Here is a 22,105-nt window from a genome sequence, read left to right as displayed (position 1 = left end):
TGTGCCGCCCCCCTTGCGATGGAGCACGCCGGACCCGCGGCCGCCCGGGGGTGGTGGGCGGTTCACGGGCACGGCGAAGGCGCCACGGTCCGGAGCGGCCTCGTTGCCGTCCGGCGCTGCGCGGCGCCGTAGATACATGGATAGGACACAGATAAGCATCCAGAGGGGCAATGGCTCAACTCGGGCCGCCGAGGGTGGGCCATTGGTACAGGAGAGAGCGGTGATCTTCGGCCAGGGAGAGACCAACGGACCCGCGCGGCGGTGGAGTGGCGTGCGTGGCGTTCCGTGTCCCGGCACGTACGGCGGATCAGTGCCCGGGAGCGTGCTCCGTCGGCACGCACAGGACCGGGACCGGGGAGAGGTGCAGGAGTTTGTGCGGGGTGGATCCGAGCAGGGCACCGCGGATCGGGCTGTCGCCCCAGCTCCCCACGATGATCACCCGGGCGTCGTGCCGTTCGGCGGCCTCGAGCAGCGCCTGGGCCGGTTTCGCGTCGGCCACCTCGACCAGGGACGGCACTCCCGCCTCGTCGGCGGCCTCCACCGCCCGGGCGAGCGCGCTGCGGCCGGCCTCCCGGACGGCCGCCTGGTGCGCGCGGTACTCCTCGCCGGTGAGGCCCGGGGCGGCGGCCCCGTAGACGAGGACGAGCGGCTCGCCGAAGGCGGTGGCCACCTCCAGGGCCACGCGCAGGGCGCGCTCGGCGCCGGGCGACTCGTCGTACCCGAGGACGACGGACATCGGGGCTCCTCTCCGGCTTCCGGCCGGTGTCGGGGTACCGCGGGGGTCGCGGTGATTCGGCCATTCAGCGGGTCAGGGCTTCCTCGCCGCGTGCACGAGGGCCGGGTCGGCGACGCCGCGGCGCTCCTGCCAGAAGCGGCCGTCCCTGATCCGCCAGAAGCACATGACGAGCATGCCGACGACGGCGATGCCGATCCCGATGACCAGCGGCGGGCCGAGTCCGAACCAGGAGACGCCGCCGGCCGAGTTCTCCGGGTCGGACATGTCACCGATCGATTGGACGAGCAGCCAGGCCAGCAGACCGGCGCCGACCACCGGCCCGAGGCCGATCAGCAGGAAGTTGTGCACGCTCTCCAGCAGGTGGCGGCGGTAGTAGACGGCGCAGGCCAGGCCCGTGAGCGCGTAGTAGAAGGAGATCAGCAGGGACAGCGCGGTCAGGGAGTCCAGGAGGGCGTTCTCGCTGATCTGGTTGACGGCGAGGTACCAGACGATCGCGATGCCGGCCACCCACCAGGTGCTCACGTCCGGGGTGCGGAACCGGGGGTGGATGTGCGAGAGCTTCGGCGGCAGCGCGTGCCGGCGGGCCATGGACAGGGCGGTACGGGAGGCGGGGATGATCGTGGTCTGGGTGGAGGCGAGGGCGGAGGTGCAGACGGCGAGCAGGACGATCCAGTCCCAGCCGCCCATCACCTCGTGGGCGAGGACCGCGAAGACGGCCTCCTCCTCGCCGGCGTTCGCGGCGAGGAACTCCGTCCCGGCGTAGCCGACCACCGCGAAGCCGACGGACAGGTACGTGACCAGCAGGACGACGGTGGACCAGATGCCGGCCTTGCCGGGTGCGGTGGCCGAGTTCTCGACCTCCTCGGTGAGGTTGACCGCCGACTCCCAGCCCCAGTAGATGAACACGCCGAGCAGCAGTCCGCCGGTGAGGGCGGCGCCGCCGGCGCCGAAGGGGTTGAGCCACTCGATCGCGGGTCTGGTGCCGTCGAGGCTGCTGGTGCCGGCGTAGACGCGGTAGAGGGCGACCACGGCGAAGACCAGCAGGAGGAAGACCTGGGCGAGGATCAGGACGTCCTGGAGCCGGGCCGACATCTCGGTGCCGATGACGCATACGGCGGTCATCGCGAGGATCACGACGACGGTCAGGGTCTGGCGCAGCGCCTCGTTCGCCGCCCAGCCGTCGAGTCCGGCCGCGAGCAGTCCGAAGTGGACGGCCACGTCGGCCAGCGAGCCGATGACGAGGACTCCGGTCATCGCGATGGCCCAGCCGCCGAGCCAGCCCGCCCAGGGGCCCATGGCGCGGGTCACCCAGGAGAAGGTGGTCCCGCAGTCCTGGTCGACCTTGTTGAGGTAGTAGAAGGCGGCGGCGATCAGCAGCATCGGGACGAAGGAGGCCAGCATGACGCCGGGGGCGTAGATGCCGGCGAGCGCGACGATCGGACCGATGACCGCGGCCAGGGAGTAGGCGGGCGAGGTCGAGTTCAGGCCGATGACGAGCGCGTCGAGGAAGCCGATCGCGTTGGCCTTGAGCCCGGGTTCCTCGGCGGGGTCGGCGGGGTCCGTGACCGCGCTCGCTCCCGGAACCGGTTCCGGGGGCTCAGGGGGCACGCCGTCCGAGCCATGGTGGGCCATGTACGCATCGTCACGCAGAAGGCGGCCGTGCGCGAGGCGGGACGGGGGGGACGGGGGGCGGGGGGCGGGGGGACGGGCGTGGCGGATGCGGCGGGCGCGGCCGGGCGGGGACGGTGCTACTGGGGCGGGCGTTCCGGTTCAGGGACGGGGGTTCCCGGGGTCGGTGTTCCCGGGGGCCGCGTGCCCCAGGGGCGGGAGTTCCAGCTCGCCACGACCGGCAGGCCGTGCTCCGTGGACAGCGCGCTGAAGGTGCCCGTCCGGAGCATGAAGAGCCGTCCCGCCTCGGGCGGCAGACCGAGGTACCGGGCGGTCAGCACGCGCAGCAGGTGCCCGTGGGCGACCAGGACGACATTGCCCCGGCCTTCGCCCAGCACCCCGGCCACCCGGGCCAGCACCCGGTCCGCGCGGGCGCCGACCTGGGCGGCGTTCTCGCCGGGGTGCTCCGCGTCCCCGGGCGGTACCCCGTCGGTCCACAGGGACCAGGCGGGGTGCTCGCGCTGGATCTCGGCGGTGGTGACGCCCTCGTAGCCGCCGTAGTCCCACTCGTACAGGTCGGGGTCCGTGACTCCCCCGCTCAGACCGGCGAGCTCGGCCGTGGCGGCGGCCCGGCGGAGCGGGCTGGTCAGCACCAGGGCGGGGTGCTTGTCCCGGAAGTACGGGAAGAGCGAGATGGCCTCTTCGACCCCGTGCGGGGTCAGCGGGACGTCGGTGCGCCCGGTGTGCCGTCCGGTCGCGCTCCAGGCGGTCTCGCCGTGCCTCACCAGCAGCAGGTCGCTCACTCTCCGGACCCTAGTCCCTGCACGCCATCGCGGCATCGCGGCACGGTCTGCCGGGCCCCGCGGCGGCGGAGCGGAAGCACAGGAGTGGAATCCGACGCGTCGGAACCGATGCGGAAGCGGTGCAACTTGGCCGGCGCCACCGCGCTCGCGAGGCTCGGGGCATGGACGACCAGGACGACGCCCGGCTGGCGGCGGGTTTCGCGGCGGGCGACGAAGAGTGCGTGGCGGCGGTCTACCGGCGCTGGCGGCCGCTGGTGCACGCGCTCGCGCGGCGCTCGCTCGGCGACGAGCGGGAGGCCGAGGACGTGACCCAGCAGGTCTTCCTCGCCGCGTGGCGGGGCCGCGGCGGGTACCGGCCCGGGCCGGGCGGCCTCGGGGCCTGGCTGACCGGCATCACCCGGCACAAGGTGGCCGACGCCCTCGAGGCCCGCACCCGGCGGGCCCGGGCGGTCGAGGCCGCCGCGCGGGTCTGCGCCCAGGTCCGGCCGGAACCGGAGCCGGGACCGGAGCGGGCCGTGGAACGGGTGCTGCTGCTCGGCGAGCTGGCCCGGCTGCCGTCGGCGCAGCAGCGGGTGCTGCGGCTGGCCTTCTATGCGGACCTGACCCAGTCGCAGATCGCGGACCGCACGGGGCTCCCGCTGGGCACGGTCAAGAGCCACATGAGGCGGGCGCTGCACGTCATGCGGCATTCCCTGGAGCAGTCCCGGGAGGCCGGGGGCGTGCCACAACCGATTCGATGACGGCCAGCCCCGAGCGGAGCCCGAACAGCCGCTCGGCGCGGATGGGCGCGGCAGCGGCTCCCCCGCCCCAGCCGGGTCCGGCGAGCAGCAGCGCCGAGTGGCCGCGGGCGCCGCGCGGACCCCACTCGATGCCCGCCACCGCCCTGGCCAGCGCGGCGTCCGCGGTGGTACGGGACTGCGCCCACAGGACGACGGCCCGCGGACCCGTCCGCCGGACGGCCTCGCACAGGGCATCGGCGGGCAGGGCCGCCCCGAACATCCGTACCGGCAGGGCCCGTTCGCCGAGGGCTGCGGCCAGCGCCTCCATCGGCAGGCTGTGTTGCTCCCCGGGGGTGCAGGCCAGCAGCACGGGCGGGGCCGGAAGGGGGTGGGGGGCGGGCCGTATCCGGTGCAGGGCGGCGGAGACGTACCAGGACAGCAGGTGCTCGACCTCGACGTAACGCTCCCCCGCCGAAGCCCACTTGCGGCCCACGGCATGCAGGGTCGGCGCGATGACCTCCTCCCAGGCGGTGACCGTGCCCAGCTCCGCGAGCACGGACGCCAGCAGATCCTCCACGGCCGGCGCGTCCAGTCGTACGGCGGCCCGCGCGAGCCCCCTACACTCCGGGCGGACGTCGCCGAGGCGCAGCGCGCGGGGTCCTCCGGGGGCCGGGACGGCGGGAGCGGCCGGGCCGTCCGTGGGGGCTCCCCGGGCCACCCGGGCGGCTTCGGACGGGGGTGAGCCCTGGGCGGTGAGGCGGCACATCAGCTCCAGGCGGGCGATGTCCGCGGGTGTCCAGCGCCGGTGGCGGCCCGCTTCGCGGCGGTCCTCCGGTCCGATGGCGTAGCGGCGCTCCCAGGAGCGCAGCGTGGTCGGCGAGACCCCGAGGCGCCGGGCGACCGCCCCGGTGCCGAGGGCGGCGGGCTCGGGCTGGGGCTCGGCCTCGGGCCGCGAGTGCGGCTGGGGCTGCGGCTGGGGCTGCGGGGGTCCGGACTCCACCGTTCCACCGTACGGCGCGGCGGGCCGGCGAGGGGTCACCCGGGCGCCTGTCCCGCATCGCGGCCCCTGCGGAAGCGGTCCAGCCCGTCGGCGAGGCCGACCACCGGGTCGGGATAGTCGTAGCCGGCCCGTTCCAGGCCGGGGAGCCGCCAGGGCTCGTGCACGCGCGGTGCGGGGAGTCCGGCCAGTTCGGGGACCCAGCGGTGCACGTAACCGCCGTCGGGGTCGTAACGCAGGCCCTGGCGCACGGGGTTGAGGACCCGGTTGGGGCGGGTGTCGGTGCCCGTGCCCGCGGCCCACTGCCAGTTGAGCTGGTTGTTGGCGAGGTCCCCGTCGACGAGGAGCTCCATGAAGTGGCGGGCTCCGACGCGCCAGTCCACGTAAAGGGTCTTGGTGAGGAAGCTCGCGACCAGCAGTCGGCCGCGGTTGTGCATCCAGCCCTCGTGGGCCAGTTGGCGCATGGCCGCGTCCACGACCGGGTACCCGGTGCGGCCCTCCTTCCAGGCCCGGATCTCCTCCTCGGCGGCGGCGCCGGTGCGCCAGTGGTCGCCCCGGTCCCGGTAGTCCGCGGCGGCGGCGCCCGGCCTGGCGGCGAGCACCTGGTGGTGGAAGTCGCGCCAGCACAGCTGCCGTACGAAGGCCTCCGCGCCGGGGCCACCGGCGGCGCGGGCCCGGTGGACGGCCTCGGTGGGCGAGAGCGTGCCAAAGTGCAGGTGCGGGGAGAGCCGGGAGGTGGCGTCGCCGGCCAGGTCGTCGTGGGTCTCGGGGTAGCGGTCGATGCCGGAGCGCAGCCACCGGGCGAGCAGCCGGCGCGCCTCGGGCTCGCCGCCGGGGGCGAGGCCCGGGGAGGTGCCGGTGACGGCGGCTCGCTCGGGCAGGGGCTCGGAACGGATCGCGTCGGGCACCGTGATGCCGCGGGGCGCGGGCGCGGCGGCCGGCAGGGGGTGCTCCGACCAGTGGCGGTGGTACGGGGTGAAGACGGCGAAGTGGTCGGAGGCGGACCCGGTGGGGGTGACGGCCCCGGGGGCGACCGCGGTGATCACCGCGTCGTGGACGTGGAACCGCCGGCCCTCCGCTTCGAGGGCCTCGCGCAGCCGCGCCTCACGCGCGTGGGCGTAGGCGCTCACCCCGGCCGCCATGTGCACCTCGTCGGCGTCGGCCTCCCGTACGACGTCCATGACCGCGGCGACCGGATCGCCCGACCGTACGACGAGCCGGCCGCCGCGGGCGCGCAGCCCGGAGTCGAGGCCGGCGAGGCAGTCGGCGAGGAAGGCGAGCCGGTTGGGCGGGGCGCCGACCGCCGGGTCGCGCACGAAGAGCGGCACGACCTGCCCGGAGGAGGACAGGGCGGCCCGCAGCGGCGGATGGTCGTGCAGCCGCAGGTCGGAGGTGTAGAGGACCACCGCGACGTTCATGGGGTTCGCTCCGCGTGGGGATGGGGGTACGGGCTGGGTGTCATGACGTACTTCGCCACGGGCCCCCGTCCCGGATGCGGTGACGCTGCCGCGCAGCGCCCGGGACCGTCGGACAGCACCCGGGGCCGCCCCCGGCCCGAGCCCCGACCCGCCGTCCTCGCCGCGGGGCAGTGCCGGGGCTCGGGCCGGGGGCCGGGCGGGGCTTGGCCCCACGGGCCGTACGGGGGCTTGGCCCCCGGCGGCCGTCCCGGCACCGCACGGGGAACCTCCGGGGGCCGTACCGGGCTGGGCCCAGGGGCCGTACCGGGCTTGGCCCCACGGGCCGTACCGGGCTTGGCCCCACGGGCCGTACCGGGCTTGGCCCCACGGGCCGTACCGGGCTTGGCCCCACGGGCCGTACGGGGCTCGACCCCACGGGCCGTACGGAGCTTGGCCCCAGGCGGCCGTCCCGGCACCGCACCGGGAACCTCCGGGGGCCGTACAGGGCTTGGCCCACGCGCCGAGCCGGGCTCTGGGCCCACGGGCCGTGCCGGGCTTGGCCCGCGAGGGCCGTCCAGGCCCCGTACGGGGAAGGGCATCGCCGGGCCGGCTGCGGGCAGGCCCGCGCGGGCCTGCTCCGAAGTTCCGTACGGCCGGCGGGGCGTGCCGCGCATCCGGCGGTGCTGATTCCCCCGCCCACGGGCCTACGCCGCGCCGCCCTCGGCGGCATCCGCACGCTCCGCCGCGCGGGCGATGTTGCGGGCCATGCCGCCGAAGACGACCGCGTGGAACGGTGACACGCTCCACCAGTACAGGTGGCCCAGCAGGCCGTGCGGATGGAAGAGGGCCCGCTGGCGGTAGCGGGATCCGGCCTCCCCGGGGGCCGGCGGATCGGCGTGGAGTTCCAGCCAGGCCAGCCCCGGCAGCCGCATCTCGGCGCGCAGGCGCAGCAGCCGGCCCGGTTCGATCTCCTCCACCCGCCAGAAGTCCAGGGAGTCCCCCACCCGCAGCCGCGCCGCGTCCCGGCGGCCGCGCCGGATGCCGACTCCGCCGACGAGCCGGTCCAGCCAGCCCCGTACGGCCCAGGCCAGCGGGAAGGAGTACCAGCCGTTCTCCCCGCCGATGCCCTCCACCACCCGCCACAGCGCCGCGGCCGGGGCCTGGACCGTCAGCTCCCGGCAGTCGGTGTAGAGGCTGCCGCCCGCCCAGTCGGGGTCGGTGGGCAGCGGGTCGCTCGGCGCGCCGGGGACGGCGGCGGAGGACCAGCGGGTGGTCACCTTGGCCTCGCGGATCCGCCGGAGGGCCAGCGCGAGGGCCTCGTCGAAGCCGATGGGCGCGCCCGGCGGGTCCGGGACGTGGACGGCGATGTCGTGCTCCGAGCACACCACCTCGTGCCGCAGGGATTCGGCGAGCGGCCGGGCCAGCGCCCTCGGCACGGGGGTGACCAGACCGATCCAGTGGCTGGACAGCCTCGGGGTGAGCATCGGGACCCGCAGGATGAGGCGGGCGGGGAGCCGCGCGACGACGGCGTAGCGGCGCATCATCTCCTCGTACGTGAGCACGTCGGGTCCGCCGATGTCGAAGGCCCGGTTCACCTCGGGCGGCATGCCGGCGCTGCCGACGAGGTAGCGCAGCACGTCGCGGACGGCGATGGGCTGGCAGCGGGTGCCGACCCAGCTGGGGGTGACCATGACGGGCAGGCGTTCGGTCAGGTAGCGCAGCATCTCGAAGGACGCGGACCCGGACCCGATGACCACGGCGGCGCGCAGCACGGTCGCCGGGACGGCTCCGGCGAGGAAGATCTCCCCGACCTCGGCGCGGGAGCGCAGGTGCGGCGAGAGGTTCCGCGGCGGGACGTCCACGGGGGTGAGGCCGCCGAGGTAGACGATGCGGCCGACCCCGGCGGCGCGGGCCTCGTCCGCGAACGCCCGGGCGGCTTCCCGGTCGCGTTCCTCGAAGCGGGATCCGGTGCCGAGGGAGTGCACGAGGTAGTAGGCGACGTCGATGCCGTCCATCGCGGCGGCGAGGGACGAGCGGTCGGTGACGTCTCCCCGGACGATCTCGGCGTCCCCGGCCCAGGGGTGGTCGCGCAGTTTTTCCGGGGTGCGGGCCAGACAGCGGACCCGGTGACCGGCGTCCAGGAGTTCGGGTACGAGGCGTCCGCCGATGTATCCGGTGGCCCCGGTGACCAGGCAGTTCTTGCCCGTCATGACTGTCTCCGCTCCTCGCGCCCTGTCCATCGGTACCCCGCCCCCCTGCCTCCGATTCCCCGCGGCGCGCCGGATCGGATGCGGGATTCCCCCGTACGGCACATCCAAGACCCCCCTCGGCGCCGAAGAGGGGGTGACGGTGCTCCGGATGACGGGGCGACGAGAGAGGAACACGATGACCGAGCGAGGGGCGCCGCGCCCGCGGACGGCCGTGATCGGCGGGGGCGTGTCGGGGCTGACGGCGGCGTACGTGCTGGCGCGCTCGCACGAGGTGACCCTCTACGAGGCGGACGACCGGCTGGGCGGGCACGCACACACCCACGAGGTCAAGGGGCCGGACGGGGTGGTGCGGGCGGTGGATTCGGGTTTCATCGTGCACAACGACCGGACCTACCCGCATCTCCTGCGGCTCTTCGATGAGTTGGGTGTGGCCACCCGGCCGACGACGATGAGCCTGTCGGTCCACTGCGAGGGGTGCGGGCTGGAATACGCGGGTGCGCGCGGGCCGCGCGGGCTCTTCGCCCGGCGCCGGTCCGCCGTGGACCCGCGGTACCTGCGGATGCTGGCACGGATCCCGGCGTTCCACCGGCGGGCCAGGAGGCTGCTGGCCACGGCCGGGGCCGGGGCTGACGGGGGCGGCGGCGCGGGCGGCGCGGGCGGCGCGGGCGGCGCGGGCGGCGCGGGCGGCGGCGAGATCACCCTCGCCGAGTTCCTGGAACGGGGCCGTTTCGGTGCCTACTTCACCGCCCACTTCGCGATCCCGCTGGTCGCCTCGGTGTGGTCCTGCCCGCCGGACACGGCGCTCGGGTACCCGGCCCGGTACCTGTTCCGGTTCCTGGATCACCACGGCCTCCTGTCGGTGGGCGGCTCGCCGGCCTGGCGTACGGTCGAGGGCGGCTCGGCGCGCTACGTCGAGCGGGTCCGCGAGCAGCTGGACGCCGTGTACACGGCCACCCCCGTACGGTCCCTCGCGCGCACCCCGCAGGGCGTGTCGGTCACCACCGCCGGCGGGGCCACCGGCCTCTACGACGCGGTGGTCGTCGCCGTCCACGCCGATCAGGCGCTGCGCCTGCTGGCCGATCCGACGGACGCGGAACGCGCCGCCCTCGGCGCCTTCCGCTACTCCCGCAACCGGACCGTGCTGCACACCGACACCTCGGTGCTGCCGAACGCGCCCGGCGCCCGGGGCTGCTGGAACTACCGGCTGTCGGGGTGCCGGCCGGCCGACGCGCACGTACGGGTCAGCTACGACATGAACCGGCTCCAGGGGCTGGACGGGCCGGAGCCGTACGTGGTCACGCTCAACGCGGACGGGGCCGTGCGACCGGGGTCGGTCCTGGCCGAGATGGAGTACGAACACCCCGTCTACACCACGGAGTCGGTGGCGGCCCAGCGGCTCCTGCCGGCCCTGTCGGGGCCGGTGACGGCCTTCGCCGGGGCCTACCACGGGTGGGGGTTCCACGAGGACGGCTGCCGTTCGGGCGTGGAGGCCGCCGCCGCGCTGGGAGTGTCGTGGTGAGCCCCGCCCCGGCGGAGCCCCGTCTCTATCTGGCCGACATCCGGCACGTCCGGTCGGGCGGGAGCCGTTACCGGCTGCGGCACCGTACGTACCTGTGGCTGGTGGACCTCGACCGGCTGCCCCGCCTCCCCCGGCCCCTGCGGCCGCTCGCCCGGTTCGAAGCGCGTGATCACTTCGGCGGCGGCGCCCCCTCGATCCGGGCGGGACTGGATGCGTTCCTGGCTGCGCGTGGCGCCGGACTCCCCCCGGGTTCCCGGGTGTTGATGCTGGCGCACGCCCGCGTGTTCGGACACGTCTTCAACCCGCTGACGGTGTACTGGTGCCACGGACCGGACGGCTCCCTGCGCCAGGTCGTCGCCGAGGTGCACAACACCTACGGCGAACGGCACTGCTACCTGCTCCCGCCGGAATCGGCCCGGGAGGACGGAGGCGGCCCCGAAGTCGCCCCCGTCCCCAAGGAGTTCTACGTCTCCCCCTTCCTCGGAGTGGAAGGCGCCTACCTGATGCGGCTGCCCGAGCCGGGCGAACGCCTCGCGCTGACCGTCCGGCTGGCCGGCGGAACGGACGGCGCTCGCCTGACCGCGACCGTCCGCGGCGAACGCCGTCCCGCCGGCGCCCGCGGGCTCCTGCGCGCCGCGCTGCGCCGGCCCTGGTCCACCGCCGCCGTCAGCGTCGGCATCCGCTTCCACGGCGTCCGGCTGTGGCTGCGCGGGCTGCCGGTGCGGCCGCGACCCCGACACGTACCCCAGGAGGGCCTGAAGTGAGCACGTCGACCACCACCACCGCCGGCGCCCCGGCCGTGCCGCCCTGCTCCCGGGCCCGGGCCGCCGTCGGGCGGCTGTTGATCCGCCGGGCCCTGGACCGGTTGCCGCTCCAGGTCCGGATGGGCCCCGACGGGACCCTGGGGCGGGGCGGCCCCGCGATGGCGGTGTACGACCCGGACGCCTTCGAGCGCCGGATCGCGGCCGAGGGGCTGATCGGCTTCGGCGAGTCGTACCTGGCCGGGGAGTGGGACGCGCGCGACCCGGTCGCCGTCCTGACGGTGATGGCCGGGCACGTGACGGGGCTGGTCCCGGCTCCGCTCCAGCGGCTGCGCGGCCTGTGGGCCTCCCGGCACCCGGTCTCTGACCGCAACACCCCGGACGGCTCGCGGACGAACATCCAGCGCCACTACGACCTCTCGAACGAGCTCTTCGCCGAGTTCCTCGATCCGACGATGACCTACTCCTCGGCGGTGTTCGACGCCCTGCCCGCCGGCCCGGAGCAGCTCGCCGAGGCCCAGCACCGCAAGATCGACATGCTGCTGGACCTGGCGGGGACCGGTCCCGGCACCCGGCTGCTGGAGATCGGCACCGGCTGGGGCGAGCTGGCCGTCCGGGCGGCTCGGCGCGGTGCGCACGTGGTCACCCTGACCCTGTCGCGGGAACAGCGGGAGCTGGCCCTGCGCCGGATCGCGGCCGCCGGGCTGTCCGACCGCGTCGAGGTGCGGCTGTGCGACTACCGGGAGGCGGAGGGAAGCTACGACGCCATCGTGAGCGTCGAGATGATCGAGGCGGTCGGCGCCGAGTACTGGCCGGTGTACTTCGCCACCCTGGACCGGCTGCTGGCGCCCGGCGGGCGGGTCGCGCTCCAGGCGATCACCATGCCGCACGAGCGGATGCTCGCCACCAGGGACACGTACACCTGGATCCACAAGTACATCTTCCCCGGCGGCATGCTGCCCTCGGTGCGGGTGGTGGAGGACATGGCGCGCTCGCACACCGGACTGCGCGTGACCCGCTCCGAGGCCTACGGTGCCCACTACGCGCAGACGCTGAGGCTGTGGCGGGAGCGCTTCGCCGAGCGGGCCGACCGGGTGGCGGAGCTGGGCTTCGACGCCACGTTCCGGCGGATGTGGACCTTCTACCTGGCCTACTGCGAGGCCGGCTTCGCCTCGGGCTACCTGAACGTGCACCAGTTCCTGCTGACGCGCACGGCCCCGGCGGGGCTCGCGGCGGGCGGTGATCCCCGGTGAACTGGGGCGCCTTCGGGCTCAACCTGGCCGTCTCGGCGGGGGCGGCCCTCGCCGTGATGCTGGTCGCCTTCGCGGTCGGGGTCCGGCTGCGCAGGCACCGCGGGGTGGACGTGGCCTGGGGCCTGGGCTTCGTCGCCGTCGCGGTGGCAACGTACGCGATGTCGGGCGGCTGGCACCCGCTGCCTGTGGTCCTGGCGGTGATGTGGGGCCTGCGGCTGGCCGGGCACATCGCGTGGCGGGGCCGGGGGCACGGCGAGGACCCGCGCTACGAGCGGATGCTCGCCAAGGCTCCGGGCCACCCGAACCTGTACGCGCTGCGCATGGTCTACCTGCTTCAGGCGGGCCTGGTCTGGCTGGTCTCGCTGCCCGTGCAGGCGGCGGCGTACGCGACCGGGCGCCCCGGGGCCCTGGCGGTGGCGGGCACGGCGCTGTGGCTGTGCGGGATGCTCTTCGAGGCGGTCGGCGACCACCAGCTGGCCCGGTTCAAGGCCGATCCCGCGAACCGGGGGCGGATCATGGACCGGGGCCTGTGGTCCTGGACCCGGCACCCGAACTACTTCGGCGACTTCTGCGTGTGGTGGGGGCTGTCGCTGACCGCCTGGACCTCGGGCGCGGCGGTGGCGGTGTCGGTGGTCTCCCCGCTCGTGATGTCGTACCTGCTGATCGGCGGCAGCGGGAAGCGGCTGCTGGAGCGGCACATGGCGGACCGGCCCGGCTACGCCGCGTACCGGGCCCGTACCAGCGGCTTCCTGCCCCTGCCGCCCCGGCGACCGCGGCGCCACCGCAGGTCAGAGCGGTTCTGATCGGGTACGGGCCGTTCGACCGGGTACGTACCGATCGGGGTCGCGTTGGTACAGTCGCGGCATGGCGGTGGACGAGCTCGACACACGGATCCTGCGCCTGCTGATCGAGCAGCCGCGCACCAGCGTCCGGGAGTACGCCCGGATCCTCGGCGTCGCGCGCGGCACCCTCCAGGCCCGCCTCGACCGGCTGGAACGCACCGGGGTGATCACTGGGACCGGGCCCGTGCTCTCCCCCGCCGCCCTCGGGCATCCGGTCCTGGCCTTCGTGCACATCGAGGTCACCCAGGGGCACCTGGACGAGGTCGGCGACGCGCTGGCCTCCGTACCGGAGATCATCGAGGCCTTCTCCATCACCGGCGGCGGGGACCTGCTGACCCGGGTGGCCGCGCGGGACAACGCGCATCTGGAGGACGTCATCCAGCGGCTGATCCGGCTGCCCGGCGTGGTGCGCACCCGTACCGAGGTCGCGCTGCGCGAGCGGGTGCCGCACCGGCTCCTCCCCCTGGTCGAGTCCGTGGGACGGGCAGCGCGGAAACCCTAAAAATGCTGACAAGATGGACGGGATAGGAGCAGGAAAGGCACCGGCAGGACCGGCACCGGCAGGACGGGCACAACGGATGATCTCCGTCATATTCGATCTCGACGGCACCCTCGTGGACAGCGAGCCGAACTACTACGAGTCCGGGCGACGCACCCTGGAGCGCCACGGCGTCCCCGATTTCACCTGGGAGCAGCACGCCCGGTACATCGGCATCGGCACCCTGGAAACCCTGGAGATCCTCCGGGACGAGTACGGGATCACGGCCCCGGTGGAACAGTTGCTCGCCGAGCAGAACGCCGCCTATCTGGAGCTGGCCCGGACCCACACCGAGGCCTACCCCGAGATGCGCGCGTTCGTCCGGCGGCTGCACTCCGAGGGCGTCCCGATGGCGGTGGCCTCGGGTTCCTCGCTCGAGGCGATCGACGCCGTCCTGGCGGGCACCGGGCTGGACGCGCTGCTGACCACTGTGGTCTCCGCCGAGGAGGTCGCGCAGGGCAAGCCCGCCCCGGACGTGTTTCTGGAGGCGGCGCGCCGGCTGGGCGCGGACCCCGCCGACTGCGTGGTCGTCGAGGACGCCGCGCCGGGCGCCCTCGCCGCCCGGGCGGCGGGCATGCGGTGCGTGGCGATCCCGTACGTCGCGGCCATGGCAGACGACCCGGCCTTCGCGGCGGCCGGACTGCTCTTCCCCTCCGGGCAGGCGGAGTTCAGCGCTGAGAGCGCCTACAGCTGGCTCACCGCCGCGCAGGCGGCCTGAGCCGTCCGGACGGCCCTGGATCCGGCTTGCTCCGGCGTACCCTGACGTGCTCTGGCGTCCTGGCGGCGGCGCTGTCACCATGCCGGGGTGACCGCCACCCTGACGCCCCCGGGCTCCGAGCGCGGACCGCGCCGCTGGCCCCTGGTGGGCAACCTCCCCGCCTTCGCCCGCGATCCGCTGGCCTTCTTCGAGTCGCTGCGCGACGAGTACGGGGACTGGGTGCCCTGGGCGCTCGGCCCGCAGCGCAACGTCCTGGTCTCGCGGCCCGAGCACGCCGGCGAGCTCCTCGGCGCGGTGGAGTCCACCTTCAACCCGACCGAACTGGGCTGGGCCTTCCGGCAGTTGCTGGGCAACGGAGTGGTCGTGGCCACCGGCGAGGACTGGCGGCGCAAGCGGGCCCTGGTCCAGCCCTCGGTGCGGCCGCGCCAAGTGCGCTCGTACGCGGGCACGATGGTGGAGTGCGCCGACGCGCTGGTCTCCGGCTGGAGCGACGGCGCGCGGATCGACGTGCACCGGGAGATGGCCGGACTCACCCAACGCATCGCGGTGCGCACCCTGTTCGGGAGCGACGCCGCCGGCCGGGAGGCGCCGATCAGCGCGGCCATGGCCACCGCGCAGCGCGAACTCGGCGCCGAGTTCCGGGGCGTGACGATGTTCCTGCCTCCGTGGGTGCGGACTCCGGGCCGGCGCCGGATGCGGGGGGCCGTGAACGTACTCGACCGCGAGATCGAGCACGTCATACGGGAGCACGAGGCGGCCTCGGCCGCCGGCGAGGAGCGGGACGACCTCCTCGGCAGGCTGCTCGCCGCCCGCGACGAGAACGGTGCGCCGCTGTCGCGCACGGAGCTGCGGGACGAGTCGATCACCCTGTACATCGGCGGCCACGAGACCACCTCGACCACCCTGACCTGGGCCTGGCAGCTGCTCTCGGGGGCACCGGAGGCCCGCGAGCGGCTGACGGAGGAGCTGGACCGCGTACTCGGCGGCCGGCTGCCGACGTACGAGGACTACGCACGGCTTCCCTGGACCCAGCAGGTGGTCAAGGAAGCGCTGCGGATCTACCCGCCGATCTGGCTGATCTCCGCGGTGGCCGGGGAGGGCGCCACGCTGGGCGGCCGTCCGGTCCCGGCCGGCCTGTCGGTGTGGATCAGCCCGTGGTCGATGCACCGGGACGCGCGCTGGTTCCCGGAGCCGGAGGCCTTCCGCCCCGAGCGCTGGTCCGCCGAGGCGACCGCCGACCACCAGATCCCGGAACACGCCTGGTTCCCCTTCGGCGGCGGACCGCGCGCCTGCCTGGGCGCCCGCTTCGCCTTGGTCGAGGCCGCACTGGTCCTGGCCGTCGTGGCCCAGCGCTTCCACCTGGACAGCGGCCCGACCCGCGCGAGGGTCCTCCCGGGCCTCACCCTCCAGCCCAGGGACCCGGTCCTGGCCACCCTCCGCGCGCACCGCTCCTGAGGGATCCCGTCCCGACGGGGGAGATCGGGATCCCAGGCAGCGAGACGCCATTGACCCGGAGCGGGTGAATGGCTAAGTTTCGCCGCATGTTGCGTTCAGTCATGCTCACCACGCGCGGTCACATCGACCTGCTGCGGGTGGCCTCCGCCGCGTGTTGCCGCGGCTGCTGACGCCCTTTCACCTGTGACACGAGCGCTCCGCGCTCCCCTTTCACACGCCCTGATCCGCTGATCCCCTGAGCCCCGGCCGTCCGCGGCCCGGGCTCCCGCGGCTCCGCTCCTCCGTGCTCCGAAGTCCCCGGACTCCGCCGCCGTACCGGCACGGGGTCCGAGGGGCATGGGGGGCGGTGGGCGTGCGCTTCCTCCCGCCTCGCGCCTCCCCCTCGCTTCCCTCCCGCCCCCCTCGCCCCTCCCTCGCTTCCCCTCGCCTCCCCCTCGCCTTCCGTGGAGCACCCATGACCCTCACCAGCCCTGCGCGACCGGACATATCGGTTAAAAGATCATCCGTGCCCGCGTCCGGCGCCGCCCCCGCGCTCGTACCCGTCGTACCCGCATCGGCGAAACGTCGCTCCCCGCCCCGCTGGGCACGGCGCACCATCGGACCGCTCCTCCTGCTCGCCGTGTGGCAACTGACCAGCAGTCTGGGCTGGTTGCCGGCCGATACGCTCGCTCCGCCCTCGACCATCGCGCGCGCCGCCGCCGGCCTGATCGCGGACGGCACGCTGCCCGCCGCGATGGGGGTGTCACTCCAGCGCGTGGCGATCGGTCTGGTCCTGGGCGGCACGGTGGGGACGGTGCTGGCGCTGCTGTCCGGGCTCTCACGGCTGGGCGAGGACCTGATCGACGCGAGCGTGCAGATGCTGCGCACGGTGCCCTGGGTGGGTCTCATCCCGCTGTTCATCATCTGGATGGGCATCGGGGAGGCGCCGAAGGTGGCGCTCATCGCCCTCGGCACGGCCTTCCACCTCTACCTGAACGTCTACGCCGGGATCCGCGGGGTGGACGAGCAACTCATCGAAGCGGGCGGGGCCTTGGGGCTGAGCCGCTGGGGTCTGGTACGGCACGTGGTGCTGCCGGGCGCACTGCCCGGCTTCATGACCGGGCTGCGGTACTCCCTCGCCACCGGCTGGCTGGCCCTGGTGTTCGGGGAATCCATCAACGCCGACGCCGGGATCGGGTTCCTGATGAACCAGGCCCGTGAGTTCTTCCGGACCGACGTCATCGTCGTCTGCCTCGTCGTCTACGCCTTCCTCGGCCTCACCGCCGACCTCATCGTCCGCGCTCTCGAAAGGCTGCTGCTGCAATGGCGACCGACCTTCACCGGCCAGTGACCGCTGCCGCCACCACCGTCACGGCGGACCAGGCCGACCTGACCGACCAGGCCGCACCGGCCGACCCGGCCGGTGCGGCCGGTGCCGCCGTACGGGTCCGGGGGCTGACCCGGTCCTTCGACGGCCGGGCCGTCATCGACGGACTCGATCTGACCTTGCGGCCGGGGCAGTTCACCGTCCTCTTGGGCCGCAGCGGCTGCGGCAAGTCCACGCTGCTGCGGGTGCTCGCCGGCCTGGACCGGGAGATCGAGGGCGAGGTCCTGGTGCCCGAGCGCCGGGCGGTGGCCTTCCAGGCTCCCCGGCTGATGCCCTGGAAGCGGGTCTGGCGCAATGTGCTGCTCGGCCTGCCCGGGCGCCCCGAACGCGAGCGCGCGGAGCGGGCGTTGGCCGAGGTCGGACTGGAACACCGGACCGACGCCTGGCCGAAGACCCTGTCCGGCGGCGAGGCTCAGCGGGCCTCCTTGGCCCGCGCCCTGGTCCGGGAGCCCGATCTGCTGCTGCTGGACGAGCCGTTCGGCGCGCTCGACGCGCTGACCCGGATCAATGCCCAGCGACTGGTCGCCGAGCTGTGGCAGCGGCGCGGCTGCGCGGTGCTGCTGGTCACGCACGACGTCGACGAGGCGGTGCTGCTGGCCGACCGGGTGCTCGTGATGGACGCGGGCCGCATCGCCCACGACACCGAAGTGCCGCTGGAGCGGCCTCGCTCGGTCGGCGACCCCGGTTTCGCCGCGCTGCGGGCCCGGCTGCTGGCCGAGCTCGGCGTCGGCTGAGCTACCCCGATCGGCCCCTCTGCTTCCCCTGCCCTGATTCCCGTACGAGAGATCGAAGAGAAGCGACATGAGACGTCACACCCTGCCCCTGCTCGCCGCGCTGCTTCCGCTGTCGCTGGCACTGACCGCCTGCGGCGGCAGTTCGTCCGCGGACACCGGTTCCGGCTCGACGGACGGCGCCAAGAGCGGTGCCAAGGTCACGCTCAACGTGGGTGACCAGAAGGGCGGTTACGAGTCGCTGCTGCGGGCCGCCGGCGAACTGGAGAAGATCGACTACGAGATCAAGTGGTCCACCTTCACCTCCGGTCCCCCGCTGCTGGAGGCCGTCAACGCCAAGGCCGTCGACATCGGCGGCGTCGGGAACACCCCGCCGGTGTTCGCCGCCGCGGCCAAGTCGAAGATCACGGTGGTGGGCGCCTCCCACGGATCCTCCGCCGGCGAGGCGATCCTCGTGCCCAAGGGCTCCAGCCTCCAGACCCCCGCCGAGCTGCGCGGCAAGAAGATCGCGGTGGCGCAGGGCAGTTCGGCCCACTTCCAGCTGATCGCGAGCCTCCAGCAGGCCGGCCTGACCCCGGCCGACGTACAGATCACCCTGCTCCAGCCCGCCGACGCGCTGGCCGCCTTCAACAGCGGCAAGATCGACGCCTGGGCGGTCTGGGACCCGTACACCTCCCAGGTGCTGCGCTCCGGCGCCCGCATCCTGACCAGCGGCGAGGGGGTCGTCAACGGGCTCTCCTTCCAGGTGGCGGCGCCCGGCGCACTGGCGGACGAGGGCAAGGAGAAGGCCATCGGGGACTTCCTCCAGCGCCTCCAGCGGGCCCAGGACTGGGTGTTCAAGCACCCGGAGGAGTGGGCCAAGGTCTGGTCGAAGGAGACCGGGCTGCCGTACGAGGTGGCCTTCGACGCCGTGAAGCAGAGCAACGGCACCCGGGTGCCGGCGGCCGTGGACGACGCGGCCGTGGCCTCCGAGCAGAAGATCGCCGACACCTTCACCGAGCTGAAGCTGATCCCGGGCAAGGTCGTCTTCAAGGACTTCGTGGACACCCGCTTCAACCGGGACCTGCCGCCCTCCACCACCCCGGCACGCACGTACGGGAAGGACTCCTGATGACGGTACGCCTGCACTGGTTCCTGCCGACCGGCGGCGACGGCCGCACCCTGGTCGACCGGCACGCCTACGCCAACAACCACGCCGCCGCCGGGGTGCGCGAGCCCGACATCGAGTACCTCGCACAGATCGCCAAAGCGGCCGAGCGGCTCGGCTTCGAGGCGGTACTGACCCCGACCGGCACCTGGTGCGAGGACGCCTGGCTGACGACGGTGGCGCTGGCGCAGCACACCGAGCGGCTGAAGTTCCTCGTGGCCTTCCGGCCGGGGGTGATCTCGCCGACGCTGGCCGCCCAGATGGCGGCGACGTACCAGCGGATCACGCGCGGCCGGCTGCTGCTCAACGTGGTGACGGGCGGCGACTCGGCGGAGCAGCGGCGGTTCGGCGACCACGTCGGCCACGATCTGCGCTACGCGCGCACGGCCGAGTTCCTCTCGGTGGTCCGCGGCGTCTGGGGCGGGCAGCCCTTCGACTTCCACGGCGAGCACTACCGGATCGACGGCGGACTGACGGCGCTGCCGCCCGACCCGCTGCCGGAGATCTTCTTCGGCGGGTCCTCGGCCGCGGCGGGTCCGGTGGCCGCCGAGCACGCGGACGTGTACCTGACGTGGGGCGAGCGTCCGCAGGAGGTGAAGGAGAAGATCGACTGGATCCGTTCGCTGGCCGAGGAGCGGGGCCGGACGGTGAAGTTCGGCATCCGGCTGCACACCATCTCCCGGGATTCGGCGAAGGAGGCCTGGGCGGCGGCGGACCGGCTGCTCGGCGACTTGGACGACGCGTCCATCGCCACGGCGCAGGCGGCGCTGGGCGCGAGCGAGTCGGTCGGCCAGCAGCGGATGCTGGCGCTGCACGGCGGCTCGCGCGACAAGCTGGAGATCTCCCCGAACCTGTGGGCCGGGGTCGGCCTGGTGCGCGGGGGCGCCGGCACCGCCCTGGTCGGCAGCCACGGCGACGTGGCGGACCGGATCGAGGAGTACCACGCGCTCGGGATCGAGAACTTCGTCCTGTCGGGCTATCCGCACCTGGAGGAGGCGTACTGGTTCGGCGAGGGCGTGACTCCGGAACTCGCGGCGCGCGGCCTGCTCGCGCACTGACCCGGGGTCGGGGTCGGGAGCCGGGGTCGGGGGCCGGGGTCGGGGGCCGGGCCGGGGTCGGGAGCCCGGTGATGGCGCCCCGTCCCCGCTTCGCCGGTCCGTGACTGACGGAGGCCAGCCCCTCCTGTCGACTGACAGGAGGCTCCTCCCCGTCCCACGCTCTGCTCGCGCCGACGACGGCTGAGCTAACCTGCCCGCATGCGCACACAGTTCACCGGCTGGCCCGAACAGGCTATGGACGTGTTGTGGCAGCTCCAGGGCGAACCGACCCACGTGACCCGCGAGCGCTGTCGCGCGGATCGCGAACGCCTGGTCCGCCAACCGATGATCGCCCTGCTCAACGAGGTCGCGGACACAGACCCGCGATACGAGGACTTCTCCGTCTGGCACTACCGCACCGACTCCTGGTGGTGGCAGAACCAGAGCGCGGTGATCAGGCTCGACCGCAAGATCGAGATCGGTCTCCGTTTCTCCTTGGACGGTCTGCGGATCCAGGGCGCCTGGTGGTACCCGGATCCCGGCCAGGTGGACAGGTTCCGCAAGGCCGTTGCCTCTGAGGGCAGCGGCCGCGAACTGTCCGCCATCGTCGAGGACCTTCGGAGGATGGGCTACGACATCTCCGGGGACGTGATGAAACGTCCCCCACGCGGCTATCCGACGAACCACTCCCGTACGAACCTGCTGCGCCACCGTTCCCTGATCGCCGCCCGGCCTCTCGGCTGCGAGGAGTGGCTCCACACCTCCGAGGCGCTCGACCGGGTCCTCTCGGCCGCCGCCGACCTGGACGCCCTGCTGATGTGGCTGGTCCGCCACGTGAAGCACACCTCCTGACATCACGGAGTGGCGCGGCGCATCCGGCCCGGCATCATGGCCTGGTGACCACATGGATGCGCTGCTATGGGGACGAGGAAGACACCTGGTTCTACTTCGAGGTCGACGCCGAAGGCTGGGTGATCCGGCCCCTTGACTAGTTCGAGGAGGTCTGGGCCTCCGCCCGCCGGCGGATCGCGGTCGGGCCGACGTGATGGCCGGCTGGGGCGGACAGTCACTTGCCGGGCGCAGGTACCAACGCGGGCAGGAGCATGGTGAGAACCCCTTCCATGTACGCCTCCGGCAGGGGGCGGGTGCGCAGGAGCCAGGTGTGGTAAATCGGCCCGTAGAGCAGCTCGACTGCCATCTCGAGGTCGAGGTCGGGGCGGAGCTGCCCGGCATCGCGCGCTTTGGCGAGGCGCGCGACGCATGCGTCGATGGCGACCCGCAGGATGCGGGTGACTCCGTCCGCCGCGGTCTCATCGGATTGGGCGGCGCCGATCAGTCCCCGCCAGATGTCGCCGAACTCCGTGGTGAAGAGTTGCATGACGCTGGCGGTCTGAGCGGCCAGGTCCGCACGGATGTCCCCGGTGTCGGGATAGCCGGCGGCGGCGTCCCGTGCGTTCTCGACGCCCTCGATGAGGATGGCGGCCTTGGAGGGCCACCACCGGTAGATGGTCGTCTTGCCGACACCCGCCCGGGCCGCGATGCCCTCGATCGTGGTTGAGGCGAATCCTCGCTCGACGCACAGGCTGAGAGCGGCCTCGATGATGGCCTGCCGGGACTCTTCGCTGCGGGTTGCGGGGCTCACGGAACGACCCTATCCGAGCGCAACGCTGCGTCTCGTGTTGACAGCCTTCAATTCCAGCCACACAATGATCACGCAACGGTCCGTTTCGTATCGATTGCACAGCGGGGGCGTCTCCGGTACCCGGGACACGGGTACCGGAAAGACGCCCGCCCGGAACGAACCTGACACCACGCGATCAGCGCGGCTCTCACACCCCGCCGAAAACAGTTCTCGGCCGTTGCAACTGACCCTGCGGCAGGGCCTCATAGGATGCCCGCATCCTCCCGCCGCTCCGGCGTCGCGCTCACCGCACTCTTTGCCCTGCTCATGGGGATCTCCGGGTGTGGGGAAGCGCAGGACAATCAAGGATGTCGACGGCCCGTTGAGGAACCGCGCCCTGCGCAAGGTGGAGAATCCCGGGTCGGGCATCCACGTCCTCGTCGCTGCCGCAGCCCTGGAAAGAGGACTCCTGGCATCCGTGGACACGCCGACGAACAACCCGGCCGTCCACATCGCTCCGGGTACTACGACCCGGTTCTCCGGCAACCCGGCCCACTAGACCCGTACTTCGCGGGTCGTTGATTTAGGCCTGTGGCCAGCGGGTTTGTGCGATGTCGGTGTCGAGGAGGTCGAGGAGGTGGAGTTGG

22 protein-coding genes are annotated in these 22,105 nt (G+C 73.6%); 15 read left to right on the top strand and 7 right to left on the bottom strand.

The features are described from left to right. Positions 1-307 precede the first annotated feature (307 nt). The 3 genes from ACIQV3_RS00110 to ACIQV3_RS00100 all read right to left on the bottom strand — a co-directional run bounded on the left by ACIQV3_RS00110 (position 308) and on the right by ACIQV3_RS00100 (position 3,147). Positions 308-736, bottom strand: coding sequence for a universal stress protein (locus tag ACIQV3_RS00110; RefSeq protein ID WP_403707980.1), 429 nt, complete (start codon positions 734-736; stop codon positions 308-310). A gap of 72 nt (positions 737-808) precedes the next feature. Beyond that, positions 809-2,368: an APC family permease gene (locus ACIQV3_RS00105; RefSeq protein WP_403707977.1), complete on the bottom strand. Its 1,560-nt coding sequence runs from the start codon at positions 2,366-2,368 to the stop codon at positions 809-811. A gap of 116 nt (positions 2,369-2,484) precedes the next feature. Next, positions 2,485-3,147: a histidine phosphatase family protein gene (locus tag ACIQV3_RS00100; RefSeq protein ID WP_403707974.1), complete on the bottom strand. Its 663-nt coding sequence runs from the start codon at positions 3,145-3,147 to the stop codon at positions 2,485-2,487. 161 nt (positions 3,148-3,308) lie between these two features. On the opposite strand from ACIQV3_RS00100, the gene ACIQV3_RS00095 reads away from it, so the two are divergent. Beyond that, complete coding sequence (locus ACIQV3_RS00095; RefSeq protein ID WP_403707971.1) at positions 3,309-3,887, top strand: RNA polymerase sigma factor; 579 nt, start codon at positions 3,309-3,311, stop codon at positions 3,885-3,887. Here the strand turns inward: ACIQV3_RS00095 and ACIQV3_RS00090 are convergent. The 3 genes from ACIQV3_RS00090 to ACIQV3_RS00080 form a co-directional block, all read right to left on the bottom strand. Further along, a complete protein-coding gene (locus ACIQV3_RS00090; protein WP_403707968.1) occupies positions 3,826-4,866 on the bottom strand; it encodes a MerR family transcriptional regulator in 1,041 nt (346 codons plus the stop codon). The genes ACIQV3_RS00095 and ACIQV3_RS00090 overlap by 62 nt on opposite strands. A 35-nt stretch (positions 4,867-4,901) precedes the next feature. Next, a complete protein-coding gene (locus tag ACIQV3_RS00085; protein ID WP_403707965.1) occupies positions 4,902-6,281 on the bottom strand; it encodes a cryptochrome/photolyase family protein in 1,380 nt (459 codons plus the stop codon). A gap of 683 nt (positions 6,282-6,964) precedes the next feature. Continuing rightward, positions 6,965-8,470, bottom strand: a complete 1,506-nt coding sequence (locus ACIQV3_RS00080) for an SDR family oxidoreductase (protein WP_403707962.1) — start codon at positions 8,468-8,470, stop codon at positions 6,965-6,967. Positions 8,471-8,645: 175 nt separating this feature from the next. On the opposite strand from ACIQV3_RS00080, the gene ACIQV3_RS00075 reads away from it, so the two are divergent. From ACIQV3_RS00075 to ACIQV3_RS00015, 13 genes are all read left to right on the top strand, one after another. Beyond that, positions 8,646-9,989 carry an NAD(P)/FAD-dependent oxidoreductase gene (locus ACIQV3_RS00075; protein WP_403707959.1) on the top strand — a complete coding sequence of 448 codons (1,344 nt, stop codon included), beginning with the start codon at positions 8,646-8,648 and terminating at the stop codon, positions 9,987-9,989. Further along, entirely contained in the window at positions 9,986-10,753 is a 768-nt protein-coding gene (locus ACIQV3_RS00070) for a DUF1365 domain-containing protein (RefSeq protein WP_403707956.1), read from the top strand. The genes ACIQV3_RS00075 and ACIQV3_RS00070 overlap by 4 nt, the downstream gene beginning before the upstream one ends. Continuing rightward, a complete protein-coding gene (locus ACIQV3_RS00065) occupies positions 10,750-12,003 on the top strand; it encodes a class I SAM-dependent methyltransferase (protein WP_403707953.1) in 1,254 nt (417 codons plus the stop codon). Before ACIQV3_RS00070 ends, ACIQV3_RS00065 begins: the two co-directional genes overlap by 4 nt. Before the next feature lie 56 nt (positions 12,004-12,059). Further along, positions 12,060-12,806, top strand: a complete 747-nt coding sequence (locus ACIQV3_RS00060) for a DUF1295 domain-containing protein (RefSeq protein ID WP_403709098.1) — start codon at positions 12,060-12,062, stop codon at positions 12,804-12,806. A gap of 61 nt (positions 12,807-12,867) precedes the next feature. After that, positions 12,868-13,347, top strand: a complete 480-nt coding sequence (locus tag ACIQV3_RS00055) for an Lrp/AsnC family transcriptional regulator (protein ID WP_385373440.1) — start codon at positions 12,868-12,870, stop codon at positions 13,345-13,347. A gap of 76 nt (positions 13,348-13,423) precedes the next feature. Then, positions 13,424-14,101: an HAD family hydrolase gene (locus ACIQV3_RS00050; protein WP_403707950.1), complete on the top strand. Its 678-nt coding sequence runs from the start codon at positions 13,424-13,426 to the stop codon at positions 14,099-14,101. A gap of 87 nt (positions 14,102-14,188) precedes the next feature. Continuing rightward, the gene (locus tag ACIQV3_RS00045) at positions 14,189-15,556 is read left to right on the top strand and encodes a cytochrome P450 (protein WP_403707947.1); all 1,368 of its coding nucleotides are present in this window, start codon (positions 14,189-14,191) and stop codon (positions 15,554-15,556) included. A 68-nt stretch (positions 15,557-15,624) separates the two neighbouring features. Further along, positions 15,625-15,726 carry a putative leader peptide gene (locus ACIQV3_RS00040; protein WP_403707944.1) on the top strand — a complete coding sequence of 34 codons (102 nt, stop codon included), beginning with the start codon at positions 15,625-15,627 and terminating at the stop codon, positions 15,724-15,726. 284 nt (positions 15,727-16,010) lie between these two features. After that, complete coding sequence (locus ACIQV3_RS00035) at positions 16,011-16,886, top strand: ABC transporter permease (RefSeq protein ID WP_403707941.1); 876 nt, start codon at positions 16,011-16,013, stop codon at positions 16,884-16,886. Further along, positions 16,859-17,656: an ABC transporter ATP-binding protein gene (locus ACIQV3_RS00030; RefSeq protein WP_403707938.1), complete on the top strand. Its 798-nt coding sequence runs from the start codon at positions 16,859-16,861 to the stop codon at positions 17,654-17,656. The genes ACIQV3_RS00035 and ACIQV3_RS00030 overlap by 28 nt, the downstream gene beginning before the upstream one ends. Before the next feature lie 67 nt (positions 17,657-17,723). Further along, positions 17,724-18,764: an ABC transporter substrate-binding protein gene (locus tag ACIQV3_RS00025; protein WP_403707935.1), complete on the top strand. Its 1,041-nt coding sequence runs from the start codon at positions 17,724-17,726 to the stop codon at positions 18,762-18,764. After that, entirely contained in the window at positions 18,764-19,858 is a 1,095-nt protein-coding gene (locus tag ACIQV3_RS00020) for an LLM class flavin-dependent oxidoreductase (RefSeq protein ID WP_403707933.1), read from the top strand. The genes ACIQV3_RS00025 and ACIQV3_RS00020 overlap by 1 nt, the downstream gene beginning before the upstream one ends. A 198-nt stretch (positions 19,859-20,056) precedes the next feature. Continuing rightward, positions 20,057-20,689, top strand: coding sequence for a DUF2461 family protein (locus ACIQV3_RS00015; protein WP_403707930.1), 633 nt, complete (start codon positions 20,057-20,059; stop codon positions 20,687-20,689). 214 nt (positions 20,690-20,903) lie between these two features. On the opposite strand, the gene ACIQV3_RS00010 is transcribed toward ACIQV3_RS00015, so the two are convergent. Then, positions 20,904-21,479, bottom strand: coding sequence for a TetR/AcrR family transcriptional regulator (locus ACIQV3_RS00010; RefSeq protein WP_403707927.1), 576 nt, complete (start codon positions 21,477-21,479; stop codon positions 20,904-20,906). 361 nt (positions 21,480-21,840) lie between these two features. Between ACIQV3_RS00010 and ACIQV3_RS00005 the strand changes: the two genes are divergently transcribed. Beyond that, positions 21,841-22,017, top strand: a complete 177-nt coding sequence (locus ACIQV3_RS00005; protein ID WP_403707924.1) for a hypothetical protein — start codon at positions 21,841-21,843, stop codon at positions 22,015-22,017. Positions 22,018-22,105: the final 88 nt, after the last annotated feature.

This window comes from Streptomyces sp. NPDC099050 (genome assembly GCF_044759865.1).
Lineage (GTDB): Bacteria > Actinomycetota > Actinomycetes > Streptomycetales > Streptomycetaceae > Streptomyces.
The sequence above is the reverse complement of the archived record's forward strand: the minus strand, read 5'-3'. Positions and strand labels throughout refer to the sequence as shown.